Raw genomic sequence first — 21,688 nt, forward strand, 5'->3', positions numbered from 1 at the left:
GGCGAGGGGTTCGGCGCGTGCCTCGGTCGCCGAACCGCCCCGAGCGGAGCTCAGTCCGCGCGGGAGAACACCGCGACCAGGAACTCCGAGGAGTCGATGAAGGGCCGCAGATCCCAGGTCGACAGCAGGAGATCTGCGGCGAGGCCCTGCTCGGCGGCGTCGGTGCGGAATTCGGCGAAGTCGTAGCCGCGGTCGGCGCCGAAACCGGTGACCACGCGGCCCCGCGGTGCCAGATGCCGGGCGAAACCGGCCAGCACCGCGGACCGGGTCGACGGGGCCAGGAATGTCATCACATTGCCCGCGCAGACGATCACATCGAAATCGGCGGTCACACCTCGGCCCGGTAGGTCCAGTTCGGCGAGATCGCCGACCAGCCAGGTCGGGCCGGGGTAGTCGGCCTCGGCGGCCGCGATCAGCACCGGGTCGATATCGACGCCGACCACCGTGTGACCGGCATTGTGCAGATGGCCGCCCAGGCGGCCGGCTCCGCAACCCGCATCGAGTACCCGGCCGCCGCGGCCCAGCATCGCGTCGATCAGCCGCGCCTCGCCGAATATGTCGTGCCCTTCTGCCGCGAGTGTGCGGAATCGCTGCACATACCAGTCGGAATGTGCGGGGTCGGCCGCGGTGAGTTCCTCCCAGCGGCTCGGCGTGCGGTCCGACGGGGTGTTCGCGCTCATCCGGTTCCTCTCGCATCGGCGCACCGCCCGGTGCGGTGGCGCCTACCGGAACCCTACGGGCCGAGCCGGTGCTCGTAGACCGTCGCGAGGTCGCCCAGGGCGGCGGACCCATTACCGGTGAAGGAGCCGTGTGCATCACCGCCAGTGTGGTCGGCCGCGACTCGGCCGACCTGCGCAGTGTCGCGGGTACGGCCGGACCCAGCGACGTGGCGTGGAAAACGTCCTCGGCCGGCTCGGCCGGGCCCATCAGATCGGCCCCGGTGCGGGTCGGCCCGTCGCCGAGCTGAGTCATCAGGTCACCGCAGAACAGCACACCGGTGGACTCCTCGTAGAGCACCCGCGCCTCCCAGTTGTGTGGTGCGTGCGGCGTATCGAAGTGCTGGATCCGTCGGTCGCCGAGATCGATGATCTCGCCGTCGGTCAGGCGCCGCGGCCGCCGATCGGCCAGATCGTCCAGCGAAACCTGGCATCCCACGACACCGTGGGCGACCCGGGCATACGGCGCTGCCCCCGAGAACAGATTCATCGCGCGGCTCTCGTCGGCCTCCACAGGGCCGAAAGTGATCCAGCGGAGGTCTGCCACGGGCCGTATGCGCGCGATCGCTGCCGACACCGAGGGAAACAGCGCCCGCATTCCGGTGTGGAGAAGCAGGGGTTCCGCGGCATCGACGAAGAACTGATTGAACGTGAAACCGGTGGGACCCACCTCGGGGACGAAGGTGGAGAAGCGGTAGACACCGTCGGCGATCTCGTCTGTTCGGATATCCATCACAGCGGTCCTGGTAGCGCCATCCCCCGCCGAGCATCCGCCAGAACGAGTATTCGAGCAGCGGATCCCGGTGTATCTTCGCTGGTCGACGCCGAACAGGGCCGTGATATCCGGTCCGGCGCCGGGTAGGCACCCGTGGCCTCACCCCCCGAGGTGAGGCCACGTATGCCGGTAGCCGGACGTGGTGCCGCTACACCTCGGCGACGCAGGTGACGAGCTGGCGCTCGTCGTAGGTGTAGTAGCTGGTGGCCTCCGCGGGGCACCCGGATTCGTCGGTGGTACCGGTCAGGATCTTCAGCACGTGAACGGTGTCGGGCTTACCCGGCGTGCACGGGCTGTGGGTCGGGCTGTCGCTACCCGACGGAACCGTCATGCACTGACCTTCGACCCAGTCGATATCCAGGCACAGCGCACCCTGTTCCCGGCCGCCGAGGGTGACGTAGTAGGTCTGATCGACATCGGACGCGCAGCCGTCCTGGGTGGGGGCCTTGGCGACCACCTTGTAGTTCGAATTCTCCGAACCACACTCGGCGTGGTCGATCTTCGCGTCCGTCATCGTCCCGGACAGCGTGACACAGTCACCGATGGCGGCGTCGAAATCGACATCCCCGCCTTCGTCGGTTCCGTTCTGTCCGGGCACGGTGGATACCGCGCTCGCCGACGAACTCTGGGTCGAGTCGGTCCCGCCGGTACACGCCGACAGGGTCAGCACCGCACAGCCGAGGACGACGAGGCCGGCCAGTACACCGGGGATCCGGAACACGGGCGAACGTCTGGACATGAAAAGCTCCTTCATGGAAATACGTGATAGTGAATGGTGTTCGGGCAGTCCATGATTCGAAATCGGGTTGCGGGAATGCGGCGTATGCGGGAACGGAGCCGGGCAGGCTCCGGCCCGGTGGCCGCCGCCGGCGTGCATCCACGCAGGGTTGTCCGGCCACCGGGACCTGCCCAGGGCAACCGGTGACGGTCACTCGGGGGCCGATTACTGCGGTGACGCACCACTGGATGACGGCGGTGCGGGTGCTGCCCGGCCGGCGGGGCCGAAGGCGGCGACGAGATCGACTGTGGCGGTTCGCGGTTGTTCCGATGGAACGGCCACGTGCGAATGCTCGCGTGAGCTTATCGGTCGACCCCCCGACCCGCGGTGATCGCGGGGACGGTCACCCGTGCCCTGAATCCCCGCCGCGCCCGTGGCCTACGGCCGTAGCTTCCCACGTCGGTACCCACTCCTCCTCGCTAATGCCCGGCGCAGATCCTAACCGTTGGCGCCGACAAAGTGGATCTCTCGGGCAGGTTCGCCTGCCCGAGGCCGGCGGAGGGATTGCCGATCGTCAGGCCGATCCGGCGGCGGCGGAGATCCGCGCCGCCAGAGCGCGGACCATCTCCGTCGCGACGACCGCGTGGCCGCTGGTCGTGAAATGGATGAGGTCCGCGCTCATGAGATCCGGACGCAGCCGCAGCGGATGGTTGCAGAAATCGACCAGTAGCGCGTCGTACCGGCCGGCCACGTCGCGGACGATCTCGTTGAGCTCGGCCATCCGCGCCCGCATCGGCCGCATCGGTGCCATCCGTTCGGTTTCCCAGATGTACTCAATGAGCAGATCATCACGCCCGCCCTGGCCGTACCGCGCGGTCTACCCAGGGTGCGCGCGCTGGTCGACCGCTGGCTCGGTTACACCACCGACCCGGTGTTCCCCGGCGGTTGCTTCCGGGCCGCGGTACTCACCGAATTCGACAGCCGGCCCGGACCGGTCCGTGACGCCGTCGCCGCGGACCATGAGGACTGGATGACCTTCCTGAGCGGGGAGATCCGTAAGGCTCAGGAATTGGGTGAGCTGACCGGCCGAGACGCGGCGGTGCTGGCCTTCGAGATCGACGCGGTCGTCGCCGCCGCCAATACCGCCCGCCAGCTCGGCGACGACGAACGAGTGCTGATGGCGCGCCGGATCGTGGAAGATCTGTTGCACTGACCGGAAGGCCCGGTCGCGGTGTCGTAGCCGAGCTCTTTACTCACGGAGAGCGCCTTGCTCCAGGCCCAGGTGATCGACGAGTTCCGCCGCGGCTGCCCGCCCGGCCCGGTTCGCGCCGATCGTACTGGCCGACGGTCCATATCCGATCAGGTGGATCCGCGGGTCCGCCGCGACCCGGGTGGCGAGCGCGCCGCTCATGGTGATCCCGCCACCCGGCCCACGGAGCCGCAGCGGTGCCAGATGGTCCAGCGCACTGCGGAAACCCGTGGCCCACAGAATGACCTGCGCGGCCTGGAAGCTTCCGTCGGCCCAGCGCACGCCGTCGGGCTCGATATGGTCGAACATCGGCCGCCGCCGCAGGACGCCGCGGTCCCGGGCCGCTCGGAGCCGGCCGTCCAGTGGGAGACCGGTCACCGAGACCACCGAGCCGGGCGGGAGCCCCCGGCGTACCCGATCCTCCACGATCGCCACCGCCCGGCGACCTGCGTTCACGTCGAACGGGGACTCCCGGAAGGCGGGTTCCGAACGTGTCACCCAGGTGGTGCCGGTGACCCGGGAGATCTCGTCGAGCAGCTGGACCGCGGAGATTCCGCCTCCGACCACCACCACGTGCTGTCCCGCGAACTCCGCCGGGTCACGGTAGTCGCGGGTGTGCAGTTGGCGGCCGGTAAAGGTCTCCGCACCGCGATAGTGCGGTACGAAGGGGTGCTCCCAGGTTCCCGTGCAGTTGATCAGGCCGCGCACCCGGAGCGTGCCCGCCCGATCGGTCTCGGCATGCAGCAGACCGTCGTCGCCGGCACGATCGCACACCACCCGCACGCTCACCGGCCGACCTACCCGGAGCTCGAAATGCTCCTCGTAACGCTGGTAGTAGCGCGGGACCGCGGTCGCCGCCGGAACCTCGGCCCCGGCGGCACCCGGACCGGTGTTCTCGGCGAAAGGCAACCCGGGCAGGTCGTGTATCCGGTTCACGGTGCTGAGGGTCAGTGACGGCCAGCGGAACTGCCAGGCACCGCCGGGGCCGGGTGCATGGTCGACGATCAGGAAATCCCGCCCGGGCACGAGCCCGTGTCGGCGCAGATGGTATCCGGCCGAGAGACCGGACTGTCCGGCCCCGATCACCAGTATCGGGAAGTCCGGTTCCGCCGGATGCACTGCCTGCTGCGCCATGATCGCCGATGCTAGTGCGCGGGCGATACCGGAAACCGGCGGCCACGCATCCGGCGGCCCGGTCGGCCGCTCGCCCCACCGCGGCGGTCAGCCGGGCACTCGGCCGGCCACCGGAAGTTCCACCACGAATCGCGCACCACCGGAGTCCGCGGGCTCGACCCGGATCGTCCCCTCGTGCCGTCCGACCACATCGCGCACGATCGCCAAGCCCAGGCCCGCACCTCCTTCGTCTCGGCTGCGGGCGTCATCGAGGCGCACGAAACGCTGGAATATCCGCTCCCGATCGGCTTCCGGTACGCCTGGGCCGTCGTCGGCCACCGCGAGTACTGCCCGGTCACCCTGCCGGTCCAGCGTCACCCATACCATCGTCGCCGCATGCCGCTGCGCATTGTCCACGAGATTGCCCAGGACTCGGGCCAATTGAGTTCGGCTACCGGTGACGACGGGCTCGCCCACCCCGAGATCGGAGCCGACCGGTAGACGATCCCCGACCCGGTGGGCCAGTTCCGCCCGGACCAGCGCGGCGAGCTCGATCCGGTCGGCCCGAGGCTGTTCGCCCGCGTCGAGCCGGGCCAGCAGCAGCAGATCGGCCGCGAGATGTTCCAGCCGTACGGTATCGCCGAGCAGGCCGTCGAGTTCGAGCAACCCCGGATGCGCCTGCGACACTTCGAGCTGGGTGCGCAGACTGGCGATCGGACTGCGCAGTTCGTGCGCGGCATCGGCGATGAACCGGCGCTGACGTTCCGCGGACTGCTCCAGCGCCGCGAGCGTGTCGTTGGTGGTGACCGCCAACCGGGCGATCTCGTCGCGGGCGGCGGGTTCGGGCACTCGGCGTGACAGGTCGCCGTGCATGATCTCGGCCAGCTCGGACCGGATGGACTCCACCGGCCGCAATGCCCACCGGGTGACCAGCCAGGTCACCGCGGCGACCACGGCGAGGAGCACCGGCAGCCCGATCAGCATCGCCCGCCGCACGTCGGCGACCGCGCTGTCGGCGGTGTCCAGCGACGCGCCCGCATAGACGGTGACCGGCCGCCCGTCGGGAGCGGTGCTGCCGAGCGCGGCGACGCGATAGCTCGCGGGCCCGGAATCACCGACTGTCACTTCGGTCTGCCCGAAGACGGGTTCGGTGGCCGCGGAAGCGCCGACGGCCCGCGTGGTTTCCGCCCCGCCGGCACCGGCCGCGCTGCCGGTGCCGAGGCCGGACGCGGTGCCCACGGAGCCGGGTGAGTCGTTCTCGTCTTCGGCCTCGTCGGCTGCTTCGGCCTCGGACTCGTCGTCGGAATCGGACTCGTCGTCCTCGTCCGCTGCCTCGTCGGATTCGTCGTCCGCGGAATCCTCGTCCGTGCCGTCTCCGGACCGTGCGTCCGTATTCGGCCCGAAGTCGGCCATCGGGCCGCTGCCCCGCAGTTCTTCGTCGGCGGCGAGTACCTGCCCGTCTGCCGAAACGACCTGCACCGGTTCATCGTCGGGGTCCGGCAGCCGAAGTTGCGCCAGTGGCGTGCCCGTATCCAGCTGGCTGGTGATATCGCGCGCGGTGTTCGCGGCCTGCAGATCCGCGCTCTCGACCAGATTGCCGCGCAGGGCGGCGAGCAGGATGAGTCCGGTGGCGGTGAGGGCGATCGCGACCACTACGGTGGCCGCGGTGGTGGTCCGTGCCCGGACCGAATTCCACCAGGGACCACGGCGGCGCGCCCGCTCACCCACGCTCGGCCGCCAAGCGGTAGCCCGCGCCGCGTACTGTCAGGATGGTCCGGCAGCCGAAGGGCGTATCGATCTTGCGGCGCAGGGTGCTGATGTAGACCTCGACGATATTCGGGTCGCCGTCGTAGGCGAAATCCCAGACATGCTGCAGGATATCGGCTTTGGATACGACCTCCCCGGCGCGCACGGCCAGGTGTTCCAGGACCGCGAATTCCTTCGCGGTCAGGGTGATAGCGCACTCTCCGCGCCGGCAACCGTGGGTGGCGGGATCGACCACTAGATCGCCGACACGCAGCACGCGTACGCCGCCGCGGGTGCGGCGGCGTAACAGCGCCCGGATCCGGGCCACGAGGACCACATAGGAGAACGGTTTACTGAGGTAGTCGTCGGCGCCGGTATCCAGGCCCTCGGCCTCGTCGTATTCGCCGTCCTTGGCGGTGAGCATCAACACCGGGGTTTCGTGACCGGCGGCGCGCAGGGTCGCGCAGACCCGGTAGCCGTTCATACCGGGCAGCATGATGTCCAGGATGATCAGGTCGTACTCGGTGGTGGTGGCGCGGTGCAGCCCGTCCGCGCCGTCGTGTACGACGTCGACCGCGAAACCCTCGGCCGACAACCCTTTCGCCAGTGCGAGGGCGAGCCGTTTCTCGTCCTCCACGATCAGCAGACGCATCCACCCAGAGTGTCAGACACTTCCTGAAATGTTCTTCAGGTGACTTCAGGTCACCTTCAGTATCGGCTTGCCACAGTGATGACCGTATTCGGGACGTACACCCACCCAGGAGGTTTCACCATGGCAAGCGTTATTCGTCACGCGGTCGCCGGTCTGCGCTGGATTCTGATCGGTGCCGCGGTCGTGGCCGTGGTCGCCGGTGCCGCCGTCGGCGTCGCCACTGTTGCCCTCGGCCACACCCCGCCGCACGGCACCGTCGCCCTCGATCGACCGATCGCGGAGTGGTCTCTCGTCGCCGATCCGGGAATCGACCGCATCCAGGCCATGGACGCCGCCGTGGCCGCGGTACCGGACAGCAGGGCGGTCTCGGCCGAGTTCGAGACCGAGCACCGCGGACCGGTGTGGGAGGTGGAAGTCGTCACCTCGGCGGGCGCCGAATACGAGGTGACGGTGGACGCGAACACCGGTGAGATCATCGGTGCGGCCGAACACGATTGATCCGCGCCGTGCGTGTCCATGCGCCGCGGGTACGGGCCGGCTGCCGCCCCCGGGCGGTGGCCGGCCCGCACCCGGCGCATCGGCGAGGCGCGCGAGCGGACGGCGCGGCGATGCGACACTGGGTCCGCTATCGCCATGGCTGCGAGAGTTCCGGATCGAACGGAAGGTGATCGCCGATGACGATGATCGAGGTGCCCGCGCCCGACGGTGATATCGACGCCGTATGGGAGACACCCGAGGGCCCGGGACCGTGGCCCGCGGTGGTGTTGCTGCACGACGCGGTCGGGCTGACCGCGGATCTGCGGCGCAATGCCCGTATGCTGGCCGACCGCGGCTATCTGGTGATCGCGCCGGACCTGTTCTCCCGCGGGCCGCGATGTGTACCCGGCGTATTCCGCGATCTGCTGTTCACTGGTGAGGGCAGGGCGGTGCGCGATATCCTCGCCGCGCTGCACCGGATACGGGACGATTCCGCGTGCACCGGCCGGGTCGCGGTGGCCGGCTTCTGTATGGGTGGTGGGTTCGCCTTGCTCACCGCGCCGCGCGGTTTCGACGCCGCCGCTCCCTTCTACCCGACCAGCCGGGGCAACTACGCGGAGATGCTGCGGGGCAGCTGCCCGATCGTCGCCAGCTACGGACGGTTGGATCCGATCAATATCGGCCGTGCGCACCGGCTGGAACGGGTACTCGACGACTACGGCGTGGCGCACGACGTCAAGACCTATTCCGGGGTCACCCATGCATTCGCCAACCGGCTTCCCGCCGAGCCCGTACTGCGGGTAGCCGGTCTCGGATATGACGAGGAGGCCACCGCGGACGCCTGGCGACGTGTTTTCGCCTTCTTCGACGCCCATCTGAAAAACCCGTCACCGCGCTGACTGCCACTGCCGCGGCCGAAATCGGCTCCGCTGTCGCGCGGCGATTCGTATTCCCCGCACCGGGAAGCTGCGGACCGGAAATCCAAGCCGTTGAATATCGTACCGTTCAACAACGGCAAAGTTGCCGGCGTCCGGCATCGGGTCCGGGCGGTTCGGTCCGACGGGAGCAGGTTCGAGATGTCCAGCAACTATTTTCTCGGCTTCATGATGATGATGATGGGCATGATGTTGATGTTCTGAGTCGTCGCGTGGCGGGCGAGTACAACGCCGACCGGGTCGGGTTTTCGTATCGACGTGATTTCGGCCTGGCCGGTGGGTGGCCCGGATACGGATGAGCAGGTCACCCGAGGGCGGCAACCTGCCCATCCCGGCGCACGCTCCTCGGCGAGCAACGTGCGCTCTTCCGGTTGGCTCGACGATCGATAATCGGAGCGAATCTCACCGGACATCATGGGCCCGGCCTCGATGCCCCTACCCACCAGCGGCAGAACCGGCCGAAGCCGCGCTCCGGAATTGCGCGTGCTCAGATACAGACGGTGGCGCTTCCGAGGGGGACACACAGGATGATGGCGGAACCGGTGACCGGGGACGCCGAGGAGGTGGCGGCCGAAGCGACCGGGGCCCCGAAGGCGCCGAGCGACAGGGCGATCGCCGTTGCGGCGAAGATCTTGGTGATTCTGGCAGACATTACATATCCTTCGGTCGGGGTGAACCAGGGGACATCTTTTCGCGCAGCAACATCAGTTTTCGCTGCTTGCAAGGCCGTTACCAGACAAGGAATCATCAATTTTCCCGGCACCGAGGTCACGAGAGGGTCACCGGCATGCCGCGGAAGGTCGCGCCGGAGTTGCGATGACGCGGGTTCGGTAGACTACGTCCGGTGTGATCTGCCTGTGGCGACCCGGTCGCGGAGGCCCTGCGGCCGACCGGCTCTGTCGCGCAGTGGGTTTCGGATGCCGGCGGTGAGTTCGCGGCGGAACGAACCGGGCATCGCCCGCTACATCTCGCTGGGACACCGTGGCCCGGAATGCGATTCGGCATTACCCGCAGATTTCACCGATCGCCCGGACGCTCTTCGATCCCGCGGCGATTCCCGCCTCGGGGCCTTGCGAACGGGTCGGTACCTCCGTATGCGACCGACCCGCCGTGGAAGTGCGTTCTGTCGATCGCCGGGGAGCGCGGCGACGATCGAGGAGCCGCCGTGGCCGAAGGGCTTGCCGGAGAGGGGAAGACAAGCCCTTCGGGTCGGCGGGTTACTCCTGCCCGTCGGTTCCGTACCCGAGTTCGACGTCGTAACCGACCTCCTCGCCGGAAACGCTGATCTGCCCGGTGACCGGCGGATAGCCGCGGGCCACGACCGTGTATCGGCCCTCGGGGAGATCGGGCACGGTGTAGCGGCCCTGCTCGTCGGTGCGCGCGGTGGCGGCCACATCGCCGGTGGCGTCGAGGACGGTGATCTGGATATCGGTCACCGGCCGTCCACCGTCGGCTCGGGCCGACCCGGTCAGCACGGCCATCGGCGCGAGTTCGATATCGTGCCGCAGCCGGCCACTATCGGGCACGGTGAGCGCGGTCGCACACGGTCGCATATGCTCGGCGACCGCCACCAGGGTGTAGGTGCCGGGAACCACGCCGTGGCAGAGATAGGCGCCGTCCTCGCCGGAGGCGGCCGAGGCGACGACCTCGCCGTACTGGTCGGTCACCGTGACCGTGGCGCCGGCCAGGGGCGTACCGCCGCGGGTCGAGCGGACCGTGCCCGACAACTCCCCGAGCCCGGAGAGGGTGAGGTCCATGCGCTGCGGCTGCGCGGCGTGCGCGACATTGACCGCGGTCGGCCGGTGCCCCGGAGCCGAGACGATCAGCACATAACCACCCGGCCCGGGGGCGTTCACGGTGTAGCCGCCGTCGCCGGTCCCGCTCGCCCGCGCGACCTGATGGCCGCGCTGGTCGATCAGGGTGAGTGCCGCACCGGGGACCGGGCGTCCGTCCTCGCGGGTGATGCGCCCGTGGAAGGAACCGCTCTCGTCGCCGGTCCCGGCGTAGCGGGTGGTCGGCATCGAGGTCTGCGCGGTGACGGCCGGGCTGTACAGACCGTGACCGTTCTGTCCGGCCGGCGCCTGCGCGGTGAGTGCGCCCACGGGTACCGGGGCCGCCTCGGTCCGCGGATCGTCGGCGTTCTCGGCGGCGGGGGCGTGGTGCCGGCCCACCGGTTCGGCCACCGCGGGGGTGCGTTCCAGATCGGCCAGATCGTCGGGCACCTGGGGCTCGGTCCCCATATCGGTGGCGGCCGCCGGATCGGCGGTCGGTTCGATATCGATCGTGCGCCGCAGTGGGCGGTTCGGCAGCAGCGCCGCGGCGATGAGCGCCACGACACAGGTCACCGCGGCGATCAGGAAGATCCGGCCGGTGGCGTCACCGTAGGAGAAGCGCACGACCTCGGCGATGGGGGCGGGTAGCGCCTTCAGGTCGAGATTGCCACTGCCCGACGATGTGGTGTTGATACCGAGTTCGGCGAAACGGGCGGTGGACAGTTCGCTCACCCGGGTCGCCAGTACCGAACCCAGGACCGAGACGCCGATGGCGCCACCGAAGGTGCGGAAGAAGGCGACGCTGCTGGACGCGGCGCCGATATTGTGCACACTCACGGTGTTCTGGACCGCCAGCACCAGGTTCTGCATCATCATGCCGACACCCGCGCCGGTCACCGTGATGAAGCAGCCGATCAACCAGATGTTCGTGGCGTGGTCGACGCTGGACAGCAGGGCGAACCCGACCACCAGCAGCGCCGCGCCGCCGACGACGAAGGGCTTCCACTTGCCGAACCGGGTGATGAGCTGACCGGAGACCACCGAGGCGACGAGCATCCCGGCCACCATCGGCGAGGACAGCAGGCCCGCCGCGGTGGGGGAGTAGCCGCGAGCGGTCTGCAGGTATTGGCCGAGGAACGTGGTGGCGCCGAACATGCCGACACCCACGGCGATCGACGCGAGGATGGCCAGCGCGGTGGTGCGTTCGGTGACGATCGGGAGCGGGATGACCGGATCCTTGACCCGGGCTTCGACGAGCACCGTCAACGCCAGCAGCAGTACACCGCCACCCACGTAGAGAGCCGATTCGGTGGACCACCACTCGTAGTACCCGGCCTTACCGGCGAACGAGACCCAGATCAGCAGGACCGAGACGCCCGCGGTGAGCAGCGTGGCGCCGAGCCAGTCGATGGTGACGCCCTCTTTGCGGGTTGTCGGCAGTCGCAGTGTGCGCTGCAGGAGCAGCAGTGCGATCACCGCGAGCGGGATGCAGATGAAGAAGCACCATCGCCAGCCGAGGGGGCTGTCCACGATGACGCCGCCCAGGATCGGTCCGCCGGTCATGGAGACCGCCATGACCGCGCCCATATAGCCGGAGTACCGCCCGCGTTCGCGCGGCGGAATGATGCTGCCGATGATCGCGACGACCAGCGCGGTAAGCCCGCCCATACCGACGCCCTGCAGGGCGCGAGCGGCCAGGAGCAGCTCGACATTGTGGGCGAAGCCGGCGATCACCGAGCCGACCACGAAGATGATGATGCCCAGTTGCACCAGCGTCTTCTTGTTGAACAGGTCGGCCAGCTTGCCCCAGATCGGCGTCGAGGCCGCATTGGTGAGCAGAGCTGTGGTGATGACCCACGCATAGGCGGTCTGCGAAGCCTGCAGATCGCCGATGATGGTCGGCAACGCGTTGGCGACGATGGTCGTGCTGAGCAGCGCGGTGAACAGCGCCGCCAGCAGACCGGTCATCGCTTCGAGGATTTGGCGATGGCTCATGGCGAGCGGATCGCGAGAGGCTGGCGCCTCGGTGTCAGACATCGGCTCTCTCTTTCGAAACCTGCGGGTTCTCGTCCGCCGTGCCACAGCGGTCCCGGGAGTTGAGGGAATTCCGGAGGCGGCGCATCACCTGGTAGGCCTGTTCCACATCGTCCTCGGTCCAATCGCCGAGGGTTTCCTGGAGGTGTCGGGTGTGCAGTGCCCGGACGCGGTGCAGCAGATCCTGGCCGTCCGGGGTCAGCCGGACGAGGCTGGCGCGGCCGTCGCTGGGATCGGCCTCGCGACTGATGTATCCGGCGGCGGCCAGTTCGGTGATGTGCCGGCTCATCGCCGACGGGGTGATCCGCAGGTCGGCCGCGAGGCCGACCTGCCGGCAGGGGCCCGCCGTCTCGAGGGTGGACAGGACGCCGAGCCCGCCGGGGAGTAGCCGGCCCGCGTCGGAATGGGCCAGCGTGCTGCGGAGGGCACGGCCGATGAGGAACATCTCACCCAGGAGGTTCTGTGTGGTATCCGCTGAGACTGGCACGGTGACTCCAAACGATGATTAGTTCACTACGCTAACTAAAAATAGATCAGTTGCTTGCGGCAATCAACTATCGCAAATCGGACACCGATGCTTCGCGGCGAGCACGGCCTCCCGGGGGAGCGGGCTCCATTAGCCTCGAGGTGGAACCGAATATCCGAGCCGGTGCTGTATCCGGCCCGATCGAAAGGGTAATCGTGCCGATAGAGCTGGACCTGTCGACCGACGAACTGCTGTCCACCACCCGGGCGGTACGTAAACGCCTCGACCTCGGGCGCGAGGTGCCGCTCGAGGTCGTGCGCGAGTGTATCGAACTGGCGGTCCAGGCGCCGAGCGGTTCGAATCGGCAGGGCTGGCACTGGATCGTGGTCGCCGATGCCGAACGGAAGCGCGGGCTCGGGGAACTGTACCGGAAGTCCTTCGAACGCTACGCCGCGTCGAAGTACTTCCCCGGCAACCAGGCCGGTTCGGGCTCTCCGGAGGATGCGGCCCGGCAGCGTATCGCGAGTTCGGCGACGTACCTGGCGGAGAAGATGGGTGAGGTGCCGGTCCTGCTCGTGCCGTGTATCGAGGGCCGGGTGGACGGGGCCTCGGGTGCGCAGAGCGCCTCGCACTGGTCGTCCCTGTTCCCGGCGGTGTGGAGCTTCTGCCTGGCCGCGCGTTCGCGCGGGCTCGGTACGGCCTGGACCACCCTGCATCTGAGCTATGAGCGCGAGGCCGCCGACCTCCTGGGGATCCCGTACGACACGGTGTCCCAGGGTGCGCTGCTCCCGGTCGCGTACACGAAGGGAACGGACTTCGAGCCGGCCGCGCGCACGGATCTGGACCGGATTGTGCATATCGGAGGCTGGTAGCCGCTCGCTCGTGATCCCGCCCCGTCCGGCTCCGGTGGGTGTGCCGACGCCGGTGGTTCGGTGTCGGCTGCGAGCCGGTTGCGATGTCCGGTATGTCTCCCGGCCGCCGTGTGGTGACTACGTCGCCTCACGGCGGTCGCCGTGTATGCGCGGTGGGTATGCCGCCGAGGCTTGCTGCATTCGCCGCTGATCTGGTCATATAACGGACTCTTGACAGGTTGCGTGTCAGCGATCACACTTGCCACGGAAGTTGACATGACTGTCACGTCATTATCCTGAGTCAGGAGGCAACGGTGCCTGCAGTTCCCGATATGCGCGCGCTCGGGCGAGAAGTAAGCAACTGGGGTCGCTGGGGGAGCGACGACGAGCGGGAAACCACGAATCTCATCACGCCGGAGCGAGTTGCCGCGGCGGCCGGCCTGATCCGGACCGGCGAGGTCTTCCAGCTGGGGATCCCCCTCGATGGTGACGGTCCGCAGCCGGGCGGCCTGCGTATCAACCCCATCCGGCTCATGTCCGAGAACGGTCAGGAGCAGGTGCTTCCCGGCGGATTCAAATGGGCCGACGATTACGTCTTCATGCCGCTGCAGGCGGGCTCCCAATACGATGCCCTCGCCCACGTGCACTACGACGACCAGCTCTACAACGGCTTCGCCGGGGACGGCGTCTCGGTCAAGGGCGCCGACAAATGCGGTATCCACACCCAGGCGGGCGGCATCGCCGGGCGCGGTGTCCTGCTCGATATCGCGAAGGCACGCGGGGTGGACTGGCTCGAGGCGGGCGCCGCGATCGGCCCCGACGAACTCGACAAGGTCGCCGCGGCCCAGGGCGTCACGATCGGCGCGGGCGATATCCTGCTGATCCGGACGGGCTGGCGCAAGAAATTCCTCTCCGACGGCGATGCCGCCGGCTTCATGGCCGGAGAACCGGGACTGAGCCTGAACTGCGCGACCTGGCTGCGGGAGCGCGATGTGGCAGTGGTCGGGTCGGACAACTGGGCCGTCGAGGTGATGCCCGGCGAGAATCCGGGCTCGGCGTTCGAACTCCATATGGTGCTGATCCGGGATATGGGCCTGACCCTCGCCGAGATGCTCGACTTCGAGGAGCTGTCGCAGGCGTGTGCCGCCGACGGCCGCTACGACTTCTTCTATGCCGGTCCGCCCCTGCAGTTCACCCGTGGCATCGGCTCGCCGATCAATCCGCTGGCGATCAGATGAGCACGGATAAGGACACGATCGCGATGCCGCGGCGCGAAGGGAGCGGAAACCGTGCTGGTCGGTGACATCGTCGAATACGGCGCACGTAAACATCCGGACCGTATCGCCCTGCGGTTCGAAAACCAACAAGTCGACTACCGGGAGCTGCGCGATCGCAGCCGCAGGCTCGCCAACGCCCTGCTGGGTGTGGCCGCGCCCGGTGACCGGGTCGCTATTCTCTCCGCCAACTGCACGGAGTACTTCGACTGCTACTACGGCGTGCCGATGGCCGGTATGGCGCTGACCATCCTGAACTTCCGGTCCCATCCGGATCAGGTGGCGGCACTGCTGCGGCACTCGGGCGCCGGGGTGCTGATCGTCGCTGGGGAATTCGCCGATCTGGTGGCGCGGGTACGGGCGGAGACCCCCACCGTGCACACCGTGGTCTCGATCGACGGTCCCGTCGAATCGGCCATCGCGTGGGCGGATTTCGTGGACGGGGCGGCGGCCACGGAGCCGCCGGTACGTCCGGCGGCCGACGATACCGCCTGGCTGGTGTACACCAGCGGGACCACCGGCACCCCGAAGGGCGTGATGCTCAGTCATCGCAACCTGCTCGCCGGGGTCACCTCGTCGGCGCTGCAGTGGGAACTGCCCGAGGACACCGTGTTCCTGTTCTGTTTCCCCCTCTGTCATGTCGGCGGATACGTCACACTGGTCAACCATCTGCTGGGCGCCACCGTCGGGTTCCTCCGGACCTACGACAACACCACATTCCTCCGGCTGGTCGACGAATGGCAGGTGACCCAGACCGGTTTGGCCCCGACGATGATCAGCTTCCTGCTCCGGGACCCGGCACTGGACACCGGCGCGCTCGCCACGTTGCAGGCGGTCGGTTACGGATCGGCGGCGATACCGGCCGCGGTCCTGCGGGAGGGGCTGCAGCGGTTCGGCTGCGACTTCTACCAGGGCATGGGGATGACCGAACTCGCCGGCAATGTGCTGCATCTGGATGCCGCGGCGCACCGCCGGGCGGCCGCCGGCGAAACGGGCCTGCTGATGTCGGCGGGTAAACCGATGCGGCTGGCCGATATCCGGGTCGTCGATGACGACTTCGCCGATGCCGCGGTCGGCGAGATCGGCGAGATGGTCGTGCGTGCCGATCAGGTGACGGTCGGTTACTGGAACGATCCGCAGGCGACGGAGGCCGCGTTCACCGACGGCTGGTTCCGCACCGGGGATCTGGTCCGGCAGGACGACGAGGGTTTCGTCTACATCGTCGACCGGAAGAAGGACCTCATCATCAGCGGTGGCGAGAATGTCGCCTCGCTCACCGTGGAGCAGGCGCTGTACCGGCATGCCGCGGTCGCCGAGGCCGCCGCCATCGGGGTACCCGACGAGACCTGGGGCGAGGTGGTCTGCGCGGTCGTGGTGCCGCGGGCCGGAGTGACCGTGGCGGCCGCCGACATCATCGCCGGCTGCCGGGAGCATCTCGCCGGTTTCCAGGTGCCGCGGCGCGTCGAGTTCGTGGACGGGCTTCCGAAGAATGTGACCGGAAAGGTCCTCAAACGGGAACTGCGCGAGCGGTTCTCACCCGAGGGATGAGGGAACGGGGCCGGCCGGGTGGATAGACCGCCCGGCCGGCCCCGCTGCACAGGTGATCCGGTGCACGGGACCACCGCGGACCCGGTAGGCGGCACAGCCGTACCCGGGTCCTTCGGCGTGAGCTGCGCGCGGGCCGATACGACAACACGCCGCCGGGCGAGCCCCGGTGCCGGGGCTCGCCCGGCGGCGCGAGCGGGGCAGGTTCAGCCGAGCCGGCGCGGGTTCGACACTCGCAGTCTCGTCTCGACAGCGGCGTTCACGGCGTCGCGGACCCGTGGCTCCGCGACCGTGAGAGCGCCCGAACGGAGCCGTTCGGCCAGCACCGCCTCGGTGGGACAGTCCAGGGCACGCAGCATCTCGTACACCCGATCCGTGGGTCCGGCACCGGATCGCAGTTCCCGGCCGCCGATCTGCAGCAGCGAAGCGCAGATACGCAGCAGATAGCGTTGCGCGGTGGCATCCTCCGGTAGGGCCGGGCCGATCTCCCCGGTAAGCGTTTCCCTCACGAGATCCAGGATCTCTATGAGGTCCGGGCGATCGTGAACCGTCGGTGCCGGGGCCGGGGATGCGCTGTCGCCGGGCGCGGCGTCGAATAGGCCCAGAACATCGAGCAGGTCGTACTCGGATTCGCAGACCCGGCGCCCGATGGCGGCCAATTCGAGCGAATATTCGGCGCCGCCGAGATGGCGTTCGGCCTGGAACCGGCTCAGTACCAGCCATTTCAGGGTGCCGAAAACCTCCCACCAGTGCAATTCGGCCACCGCCGGCCGGTCCCCGGTGGCGCGCTGATAGCCGTCCAGGAGCTGGCCTCTGGTGCCGAGTCCGCCCACCGGTGCCGTCGCACCGAAACGCCAGGCGCGAACGCAGAGCCAGCCCAGATCCTCGATCGGGTTGCCGAGATGGGCGAGTTCCCAGTCGAGTACACCGCGGATCCCGTCGGCGTCGATCAGCAGGTTGCCGAGCCGGAAATCGCCGTGCACGAGGCCGGCCGCCCGATCGGGTGGCCGGTTGTCCCGCAGCCAGCGTAGGCCTATCTGCACCGCGGGCCGGGGTTCGGCCAGGTCCCGATAGGTTTTCTCGATGGCGTCCAGTGGGTCCCGGTCGTCCAGCATGGTGAGTGTTGTCACCGGTGTTCGATGGACCAGCCCCAGCACGTAACCGAGATCCTCGGCGAGATGCGAACGGACAGCGGCGAAGCCGGGATCACGCTGTAGCTTGCGCGGAATCGATTCGCCGGGGACGGTGTTCATCACCAGATACGGGGCGTCGATACCGGGCGCGGTGTCCCCGGAGGCGAGTACCTCGGGAACCGGCACCCCGGCCGCCGCGGCGGCGCGTAGACACGCCACTTCGGCGCGCATCCGGTCGGCCTCACCCCGGCCGGGCGGATCCCGGCGCAGCACCGCGCTGCTCTCGTGGCCGGTGCGGTCGGTGGCGCGCACCGCGTAGATCTCGCGGCTGGCGCCGCCGGTGAGCCGGCGCACCTCGGTGCCGGTGAGTTCGGTACCGGTGGCGGCGGCCAAGACGGCACGTACGCCCTCGGCGAGGGTGGCCGGCGGCGTCGTCACAGCCACGGTGCGGCCCCGGGATCACGTAGCAGGCGCCGCGCGGTGGACATCCGGTGCACCTCGTCGGGGCCGTCGTAGACGCGCGCGTACCGCGCCTGCCGGTACATCCGCTCCAGCGGAGTATCGGCGGTGAGGCCGAGCGCGCCGTGTACCTGGATGGCGCGATCGACGACATCGTGCAGCATCCGCGCGCCCCAGAACTTCACCAGTCCGACACGGATGCGATAGTCCTCGCCGGCATCCATCGCTCGCGCGGCATCGAGGGTCATGAGTCGTGCCGCGTGGATCTGGGCGGCGGATTCGGCGATATAGCGGTGGATCTCGCCCTTCTCCGCCAGCAGCGACCCATGCGCGAAACGGGCGTTGGCCCGGGCGCACATCAGTTCGTAGGCGCGCTGGGCCTGGCCGAGCCAGCGCATACCGTGGAAGATCCGGCCGGCACCGAGCCGGTCCTGGGCCACCGCGAAACCCTTGCCGCGCTCGCCGAGCAGATTGTCCAGGGGGACGCGGACGTCGGTGAGCCGGACCTCGTAGTGATCACTGGGGTCGTGCCCCATGGTCGGGATCGAGCGTACGATCTCGAAACCCGGCGTATCTATCGGCACGATGATCGCGCTGATCCGGGCGTGCCGGGGCTCGCTGTCGGGTTCGGTTCGGGCGAACACGGTGCAGAACGCCGCCTGCTCCGCTCCGGTAGTGAACCATTTGTGCCCGTTGATCACCCAGCTGTCGCCGTCGGGTACGGCGCGCGTCTCGATCAGCGGCGGGTCCGAGCCCGCGACCTCGGGCTCGGTGAGCCCGACCGACGGCAGGACATCCCCGGAAACCAGTCCGGGAATCCAGCGCCGGCGCTGCTCCTCGGTGCCGTGCAGATGCAGCATGATCGTGTCCTGCATCGTGACCGACCCGACCGCCAGCTGCCCGAACTCGGAGCGGCCGATGATCTCGTTGAGGTAGACGAAATCGAGGAACGGCAGACCGCCGCCGCCCACCTCGGCGGGATGGCCGAGTGCCCAGATACCGAGTTCCTTCGCTCGTGCGCGCAGACCGGCGAGCGCCTGCCCGGCGCTGTCGTCGTCGCGGGCGAGTTCCGGCTCCCGGGGGATGACCTCGTCGTCGATGAACCCGCGCATCCGCGTGGTGAGTCCGGTCAGCCGGGTGTCCATCGTCGTCATCCCTTCCGGCCGGTGGTGAACGCCCGCAGCGGCCGGGTCGCCGCCGAGTCGACGTATTCGTCGATGCGGACGATGTGCCCGTCACGGACCTCGACGAACAGGCATGCCGCCACCTCGAGCGGACCGTGTCCGGGAAGTTCGCCGCGCAGCACGTGCTGCTGGGCGAAACCGGTGGGCAGCGGGTACCGGCGGATGTCCTCGTAGCGCATATCCACGAGGGTGCGCGAGAGCCAGCGCAGCACCCGCAGGTTCTCGGTGACGGTTTCCTCGGTGCCCTTGTCGTTGTGCCAGATACGAGCGTCGGGAGCGTACAGCTCGGTCAGGGTCGCTTCATCGCCCGCACTGATGGCGGCGAAGAAACGATCGGCCAGGTCGTTCATCGGATGTCCTCTTCTTTCGGCACGACCGGTGGCATGGCCTCCGGCGATGTTCAGCGTCCGGGCGCGGACGAGGGGTGCAGGCGCCCACCGGCACGGAGCAGATTGCTATCGGCGGCCCGGCCGAGCAGATCGGCGGCCAGCTTCGTGGCGGCGAGGGTGGCGGGCAGGTCGATACCGGTGGCGATACCGCTGTCCTCGAACAGGTAGACCAGTTCCTCGGTGGCGATATTGCCGCTGGCGCCCGGCGCGAAGGGGCAGCCGCCGAAACCGCCCGCCGCGGCGTCGAATCGGCGCACGCCGTGCAGATAACCCGACCACGCGTTGGCCAGGCCCTGCCCCCGGGTGTTGTGCAGATGCAGCCCGATCTCCACGCCGGGGACGGCGCCGTGGACGAGGTCGACGACCTCGGCGGTCCGGCGCGGGGTGGCCGTGCCGACGGTGTCGGCGACGGAGAGACTGTCGGCGCCGGCCGCCCGGGCGCGCGCCGCGATCTCGGCGACCCGATGCGGCGGGGTGGGTCCGTCGAAGGGGCAGTCGAAGGCGATCGCGATGATCACCTCCAACTCGCCGCCCGCGCGGTGGACCATCTCGGCGACGGGCCCGATCAGTGCGATCGACTCCTCGCTGGTCCGGCCGACATTGGCGGCACTGTGCCCATCGGAAGCCGAGACCACGTACTCGAGCCGGGTGACGCCCGCGGCGAGCGCCCGCCGCACCCCGCCGAGTCCGGCGACCAGAGCCGAGAACGCCACGTCCGGCCAGCGGTGCAACTCGGTGGCGACCAGTTCGGCATCGGCGAGCGCCGGTATGGCACGAGGGGACACGAACGAGGTGACCTCGATCCGGCCGACTCCCGTCGCCGCCAGTGCCGCGATCAGTTCGAGTTTGGCCTCGGTGGCGATGGGGGCCTCGATCTGCAGGCCGTCGCGTGGTCCGACCTCGCGGATATCGACCTGTACCGGGGCGGTCATGCGATGGTTCCCTGTGCGCGCAGTTCGCCGAGCCGGTTTGCGGCGTAGCCGAGGATTTCGCCGAGCACCTCATCGGTGTGGGCACCCGGGCGACCGGGTCCACCCCAGCGGACGCCGCCCGGTGTCTCGCTCAATTTGGGGACCACGCCGACACCTTTCACCGGTACCGGGTCGTATCCGGGGTCGGTGGGCTCGACCGAGGGATCGCGGTGATCGACGAACAGGTCGCGAGCGAGGAACTGCGGGTCCGCCATCACCTCGGCGACGGTGTTGACCGGTCCTGCCACGACACCGGCCTCTGCCAGTACGTCGATGAGTTCGGCGGCGGTGTACTCCACCGCCCACGCCGCGATGATCTCGTCGAGTTCGTCCTGATTGTGGCCGCGCGCGGTGTGATCGACATAGCGCGGGTCGGTTGCGAGTTCGGGGCGGCCCATGGCGATCGCCAGCCGCCCGAACACGGTGTCCTGGTTGGCCGCGATGATGACCCACAGACCGTCTTTGGCACGGTACAGATTCGAGGGCGCGATCCGGTCCAGCCGGGTCCCCGACGGCTGCCTGATATGCCCGGTCTTGTGGTAATCGGGCACCGTGGATTCCTGGATCGCCAGCGATGCCTCGGTGAGTGCCGCGTCGACGATCTGCCCACGGCCGGTGCGTTCGCGCACCAGCAGGGCGGCCAGGACACCCTGGAAGGCGAACATTCCGGCGAGGCTGTCGCCCAGCGACAGGGCGATGCGGGGCGGTGCCTGGCCCGGGAACCCGTTGAGGTACCGGAGACCGCTGACACCCTCGGCGACCGAGGCGTAGCCCGGCCGGGAGGAATATGGCCCGGTCTGGCCGTAGCCCGACACCCGGGCGAGCACCAGCCCGGGGGATACCGCGGCCAGGACGTCGTAGCCGATTCCCCAGCGCTCCAAGGTCCCCGGCCGGAAGCTCTCCACCACCACATCGGCGGTGCGAACGAGGTCGAGGAATATCTCGCGGCCCGCGTCGGTCCGCAGGTCGATACCGACACAACGCTTGTTGCGGGCGTGGACTGTCCAGAAATACTGGTGGCCGCCTTCGGCCTGACCCCATTCGCGCAGCGGGTCGGGCCGGTCCGGCGCCTCGATCTTGATGACATCCGCGCCGAGGTCACCGAGTAGCCGACCGCAATAGGGCCCCGCGATGAGCGTGCCCAGTTCCAGAACGCGATAACCCTCGAGCGGGCCGCATGGCGGCGCGTCCGTGCCGGATCGCGAATCCGTTGTCATTACTTGCCTCCT

21 protein-coding genes and 1 pseudogene are annotated in these 21,688 nt (G+C 68.8%); 6 read left to right on the top strand and 16 right to left on the bottom strand.

The annotated features are described in order from the left end of the window. Nucleotides 1-50: 50 nt before the first annotated feature. The 4 genes and pseudogenes from NGR01S_RS01705 to NGR01S_RS01720 all read right to left on the bottom strand — a co-directional run bounded on the left by NGR01S_RS01705 (nt 51) and on the right by NGR01S_RS01720 (nt 3,020). On the bottom strand, nt 51-680 hold the full coding sequence (locus NGR01S_RS01705) for a class I SAM-dependent methyltransferase (protein WP_063034369.1): 630 nt from the start codon (nt 678-680) through the stop codon (nt 51-53). A 53-nt stretch (nt 681-733) separates the two neighbouring features. Further along, nucleotides 734-1,449, bottom strand: a pseudogene (locus NGR01S_RS33065) (MBL fold metallo-hydrolase). Between the two features lie 190 nt (nt 1,450-1,639). Next, nucleotides 1,640-2,230, bottom strand: a complete 591-nt coding sequence (lppU, locus tag NGR01S_RS01715) for an LppU family putative lipoprotein (protein WP_174551648.1) — start codon at nt 2,228-2,230, stop codon at nt 1,640-1,642. 553 nt (nt 2,231-2,783) lie between these two features. Then, the gene (locus tag NGR01S_RS01720) at nt 2,784-3,020 is read right to left on the bottom strand and encodes an SGNH/GDSL hydrolase family protein (protein WP_063034372.1); all 237 of its coding nucleotides are present in this window, start codon (nt 3,018-3,020) and stop codon (nt 2,784-2,786) included. 75 nt (nt 3,021-3,095) lie between these two features. Here NGR01S_RS01720 and NGR01S_RS01725 point away from each other — a divergent pair, with 75 nt between their 5' ends. Continuing rightward, complete coding sequence (locus NGR01S_RS01725; protein WP_063034373.1) at nt 3,096-3,422, top strand: TetR family transcriptional regulator C-terminal domain-containing protein; 327 nt, start codon at nt 3,096-3,098, stop codon at nt 3,420-3,422. Between the two features lie 36 nt (nt 3,423-3,458). Here NGR01S_RS01725 and NGR01S_RS01730 read toward each other — a convergent pair whose 3' ends face one another. From NGR01S_RS01730 to NGR01S_RS01740, 3 genes are all read right to left on the bottom strand, one after another. Continuing rightward, complete coding sequence (locus tag NGR01S_RS01730; protein ID WP_063034374.1) at nt 3,459-4,592, bottom strand: NAD(P)-binding domain-containing protein; 1,134 nt, start codon at nt 4,590-4,592, stop codon at nt 3,459-3,461. 87 nt (nt 4,593-4,679) lie between these two features. Further along, on the bottom strand, nt 4,680-6,299 hold the full coding sequence (locus NGR01S_RS01735; RefSeq protein ID WP_063034375.1) for a sensor histidine kinase: 1,620 nt from the start codon (nt 6,297-6,299) through the stop codon (nt 4,680-4,682). After that, a complete protein-coding gene (locus NGR01S_RS01740) occupies nt 6,292-6,969 on the bottom strand; it encodes a response regulator (RefSeq protein ID WP_063034376.1) in 678 nt (225 codons plus the stop codon). The genes NGR01S_RS01735 and NGR01S_RS01740 overlap by 8 nt, the downstream gene beginning before the upstream one ends. A 120-nt stretch (nt 6,970-7,089) precedes the next feature. Between NGR01S_RS01740 and NGR01S_RS01745 the strand changes: the two genes are divergently transcribed. Further along, on the top strand, nt 7,090-7,467 hold the full coding sequence (locus NGR01S_RS01745; RefSeq protein ID WP_169811849.1) for a PepSY domain-containing protein: 378 nt from the start codon (nt 7,090-7,092) through the stop codon (nt 7,465-7,467). A 176-nt stretch (nt 7,468-7,643) separates the two neighbouring features. After that, a complete protein-coding gene (locus tag NGR01S_RS01750; RefSeq protein WP_063034378.1) occupies nt 7,644-8,345 on the top strand; it encodes a dienelactone hydrolase family protein in 702 nt (233 codons plus the stop codon). Nucleotides 8,346-8,533: 188 nt separating this feature from the next. Here NGR01S_RS01750 and NGR01S_RS30715 read toward each other — a convergent pair whose 3' ends face one another. From NGR01S_RS30715 to NGR01S_RS01760, 4 genes are all read right to left on the bottom strand, one after another. After that, a complete protein-coding gene (locus NGR01S_RS30715) occupies nt 8,534-8,797 on the bottom strand; it encodes a hypothetical protein (RefSeq protein WP_157107075.1) in 264 nt (87 codons plus the stop codon). A gap of 71 nt (nt 8,798-8,868) precedes the next feature. Further along, nucleotides 8,869-9,033, bottom strand: coding sequence for a hypothetical protein (locus tag NGR01S_RS31405; RefSeq protein WP_169811850.1), 165 nt, complete (start codon nt 9,031-9,033; stop codon nt 8,869-8,871). A 565-nt stretch (nt 9,034-9,598) separates the two neighbouring features. Then, nucleotides 9,599-12,148, bottom strand: coding sequence for an MFS transporter (locus NGR01S_RS33305; RefSeq protein ID WP_444979982.1), 2,550 nt, complete (start codon nt 12,146-12,148; stop codon nt 9,599-9,601). Nucleotides 12,149-12,182: 34 nt separating this feature from the next. Then, nucleotides 12,183-12,674 (bottom strand): MarR family winged helix-turn-helix transcriptional regulator, encoded by a 492-nt coding sequence (locus NGR01S_RS01760; protein ID WP_063034379.1) that lies wholly within the window; start codon nt 12,672-12,674, stop codon nt 12,183-12,185. A 200-nt stretch (nt 12,675-12,874) separates the two neighbouring features. On the opposite strand from NGR01S_RS01760, the gene NGR01S_RS01765 reads away from it, so the two are divergent. The 3 genes from NGR01S_RS01765 to NGR01S_RS01775 all read left to right on the top strand — a co-directional run bounded on the left by NGR01S_RS01765 (nt 12,875) and on the right by NGR01S_RS01775 (nt 16,326). Further along, nucleotides 12,875-13,525 (top strand): nitroreductase family protein, encoded by a 651-nt coding sequence (locus NGR01S_RS01765; protein ID WP_063034495.1) that lies wholly within the window; start codon nt 12,875-12,877, stop codon nt 13,523-13,525. A 311-nt stretch (nt 13,526-13,836) separates the two neighbouring features. Next, nucleotides 13,837-14,742, top strand: coding sequence for a cyclase family protein (locus NGR01S_RS01770; RefSeq protein WP_063034380.1), 906 nt, complete (start codon nt 13,837-13,839; stop codon nt 14,740-14,742). A 51-nt stretch (nt 14,743-14,793) separates the two neighbouring features. Continuing rightward, nucleotides 14,794-16,326, top strand: a complete 1,533-nt coding sequence (locus NGR01S_RS01775; protein ID WP_063034381.1) for an AMP-binding protein — start codon at nt 14,794-14,796, stop codon at nt 16,324-16,326. 203 nt (nt 16,327-16,529) lie between these two features. Here the strand turns inward: NGR01S_RS01775 and NGR01S_RS01780 are convergent, their stop codons facing one another. The 5 genes from NGR01S_RS01780 to NGR01S_RS01800 are packed head-to-tail and all read right to left on the bottom strand — an operon-like array spanning nt 16,530 to nt 21,676. Beyond that, nucleotides 16,530-17,900: a phosphotransferase family protein gene (locus NGR01S_RS01780; RefSeq protein ID WP_307718751.1), complete on the bottom strand. Its 1,371-nt coding sequence runs from the start codon at nt 17,898-17,900 to the stop codon at nt 16,530-16,532. Continuing rightward, nucleotides 17,891-19,060: an acyl-CoA dehydrogenase family protein gene (locus tag NGR01S_RS01785; protein WP_373861376.1), complete on the bottom strand. Its 1,170-nt coding sequence runs from the start codon at nt 19,058-19,060 to the stop codon at nt 17,891-17,893. The genes NGR01S_RS01780 and NGR01S_RS01785 overlap by 10 nt, the downstream gene beginning before the upstream one ends. Nucleotides 19,061-19,065: 5 nt before the next feature. Beyond that, on the bottom strand, nt 19,066-19,449 hold the full coding sequence (locus tag NGR01S_RS01790; protein ID WP_063034384.1) for a nuclear transport factor 2 family protein: 384 nt from the start codon (nt 19,447-19,449) through the stop codon (nt 19,066-19,068). A gap of 50 nt (nt 19,450-19,499) precedes the next feature. Then, the gene (locus NGR01S_RS01795) at nt 19,500-20,420 is read right to left on the bottom strand and encodes a hydroxymethylglutaryl-CoA lyase (protein WP_063034385.1); all 921 of its coding nucleotides are present in this window, start codon (nt 20,418-20,420) and stop codon (nt 19,500-19,502) included. Beyond that, nucleotides 20,417-21,676 carry a CaiB/BaiF CoA transferase family protein gene (locus NGR01S_RS01800; protein WP_063034386.1) on the bottom strand — a complete coding sequence of 420 codons (1,260 nt, stop codon included), beginning with the start codon at nt 21,674-21,676 and terminating at the stop codon, nt 20,417-20,419. The genes NGR01S_RS01795 and NGR01S_RS01800 overlap by 4 nt, the downstream gene beginning before the upstream one ends. Nucleotides 21,677-21,688: the final 12 nt, after the last annotated feature.

Origin of the sequence: Nocardia grenadensis NBRC 108939, from assembly GCF_001613445.1 — a bacterium.
GTDB classification, from domain to species: domain Bacteria; phylum Actinomycetota; class Actinomycetes; order Mycobacteriales; family Mycobacteriaceae; genus Nocardia; species Nocardia grenadensis.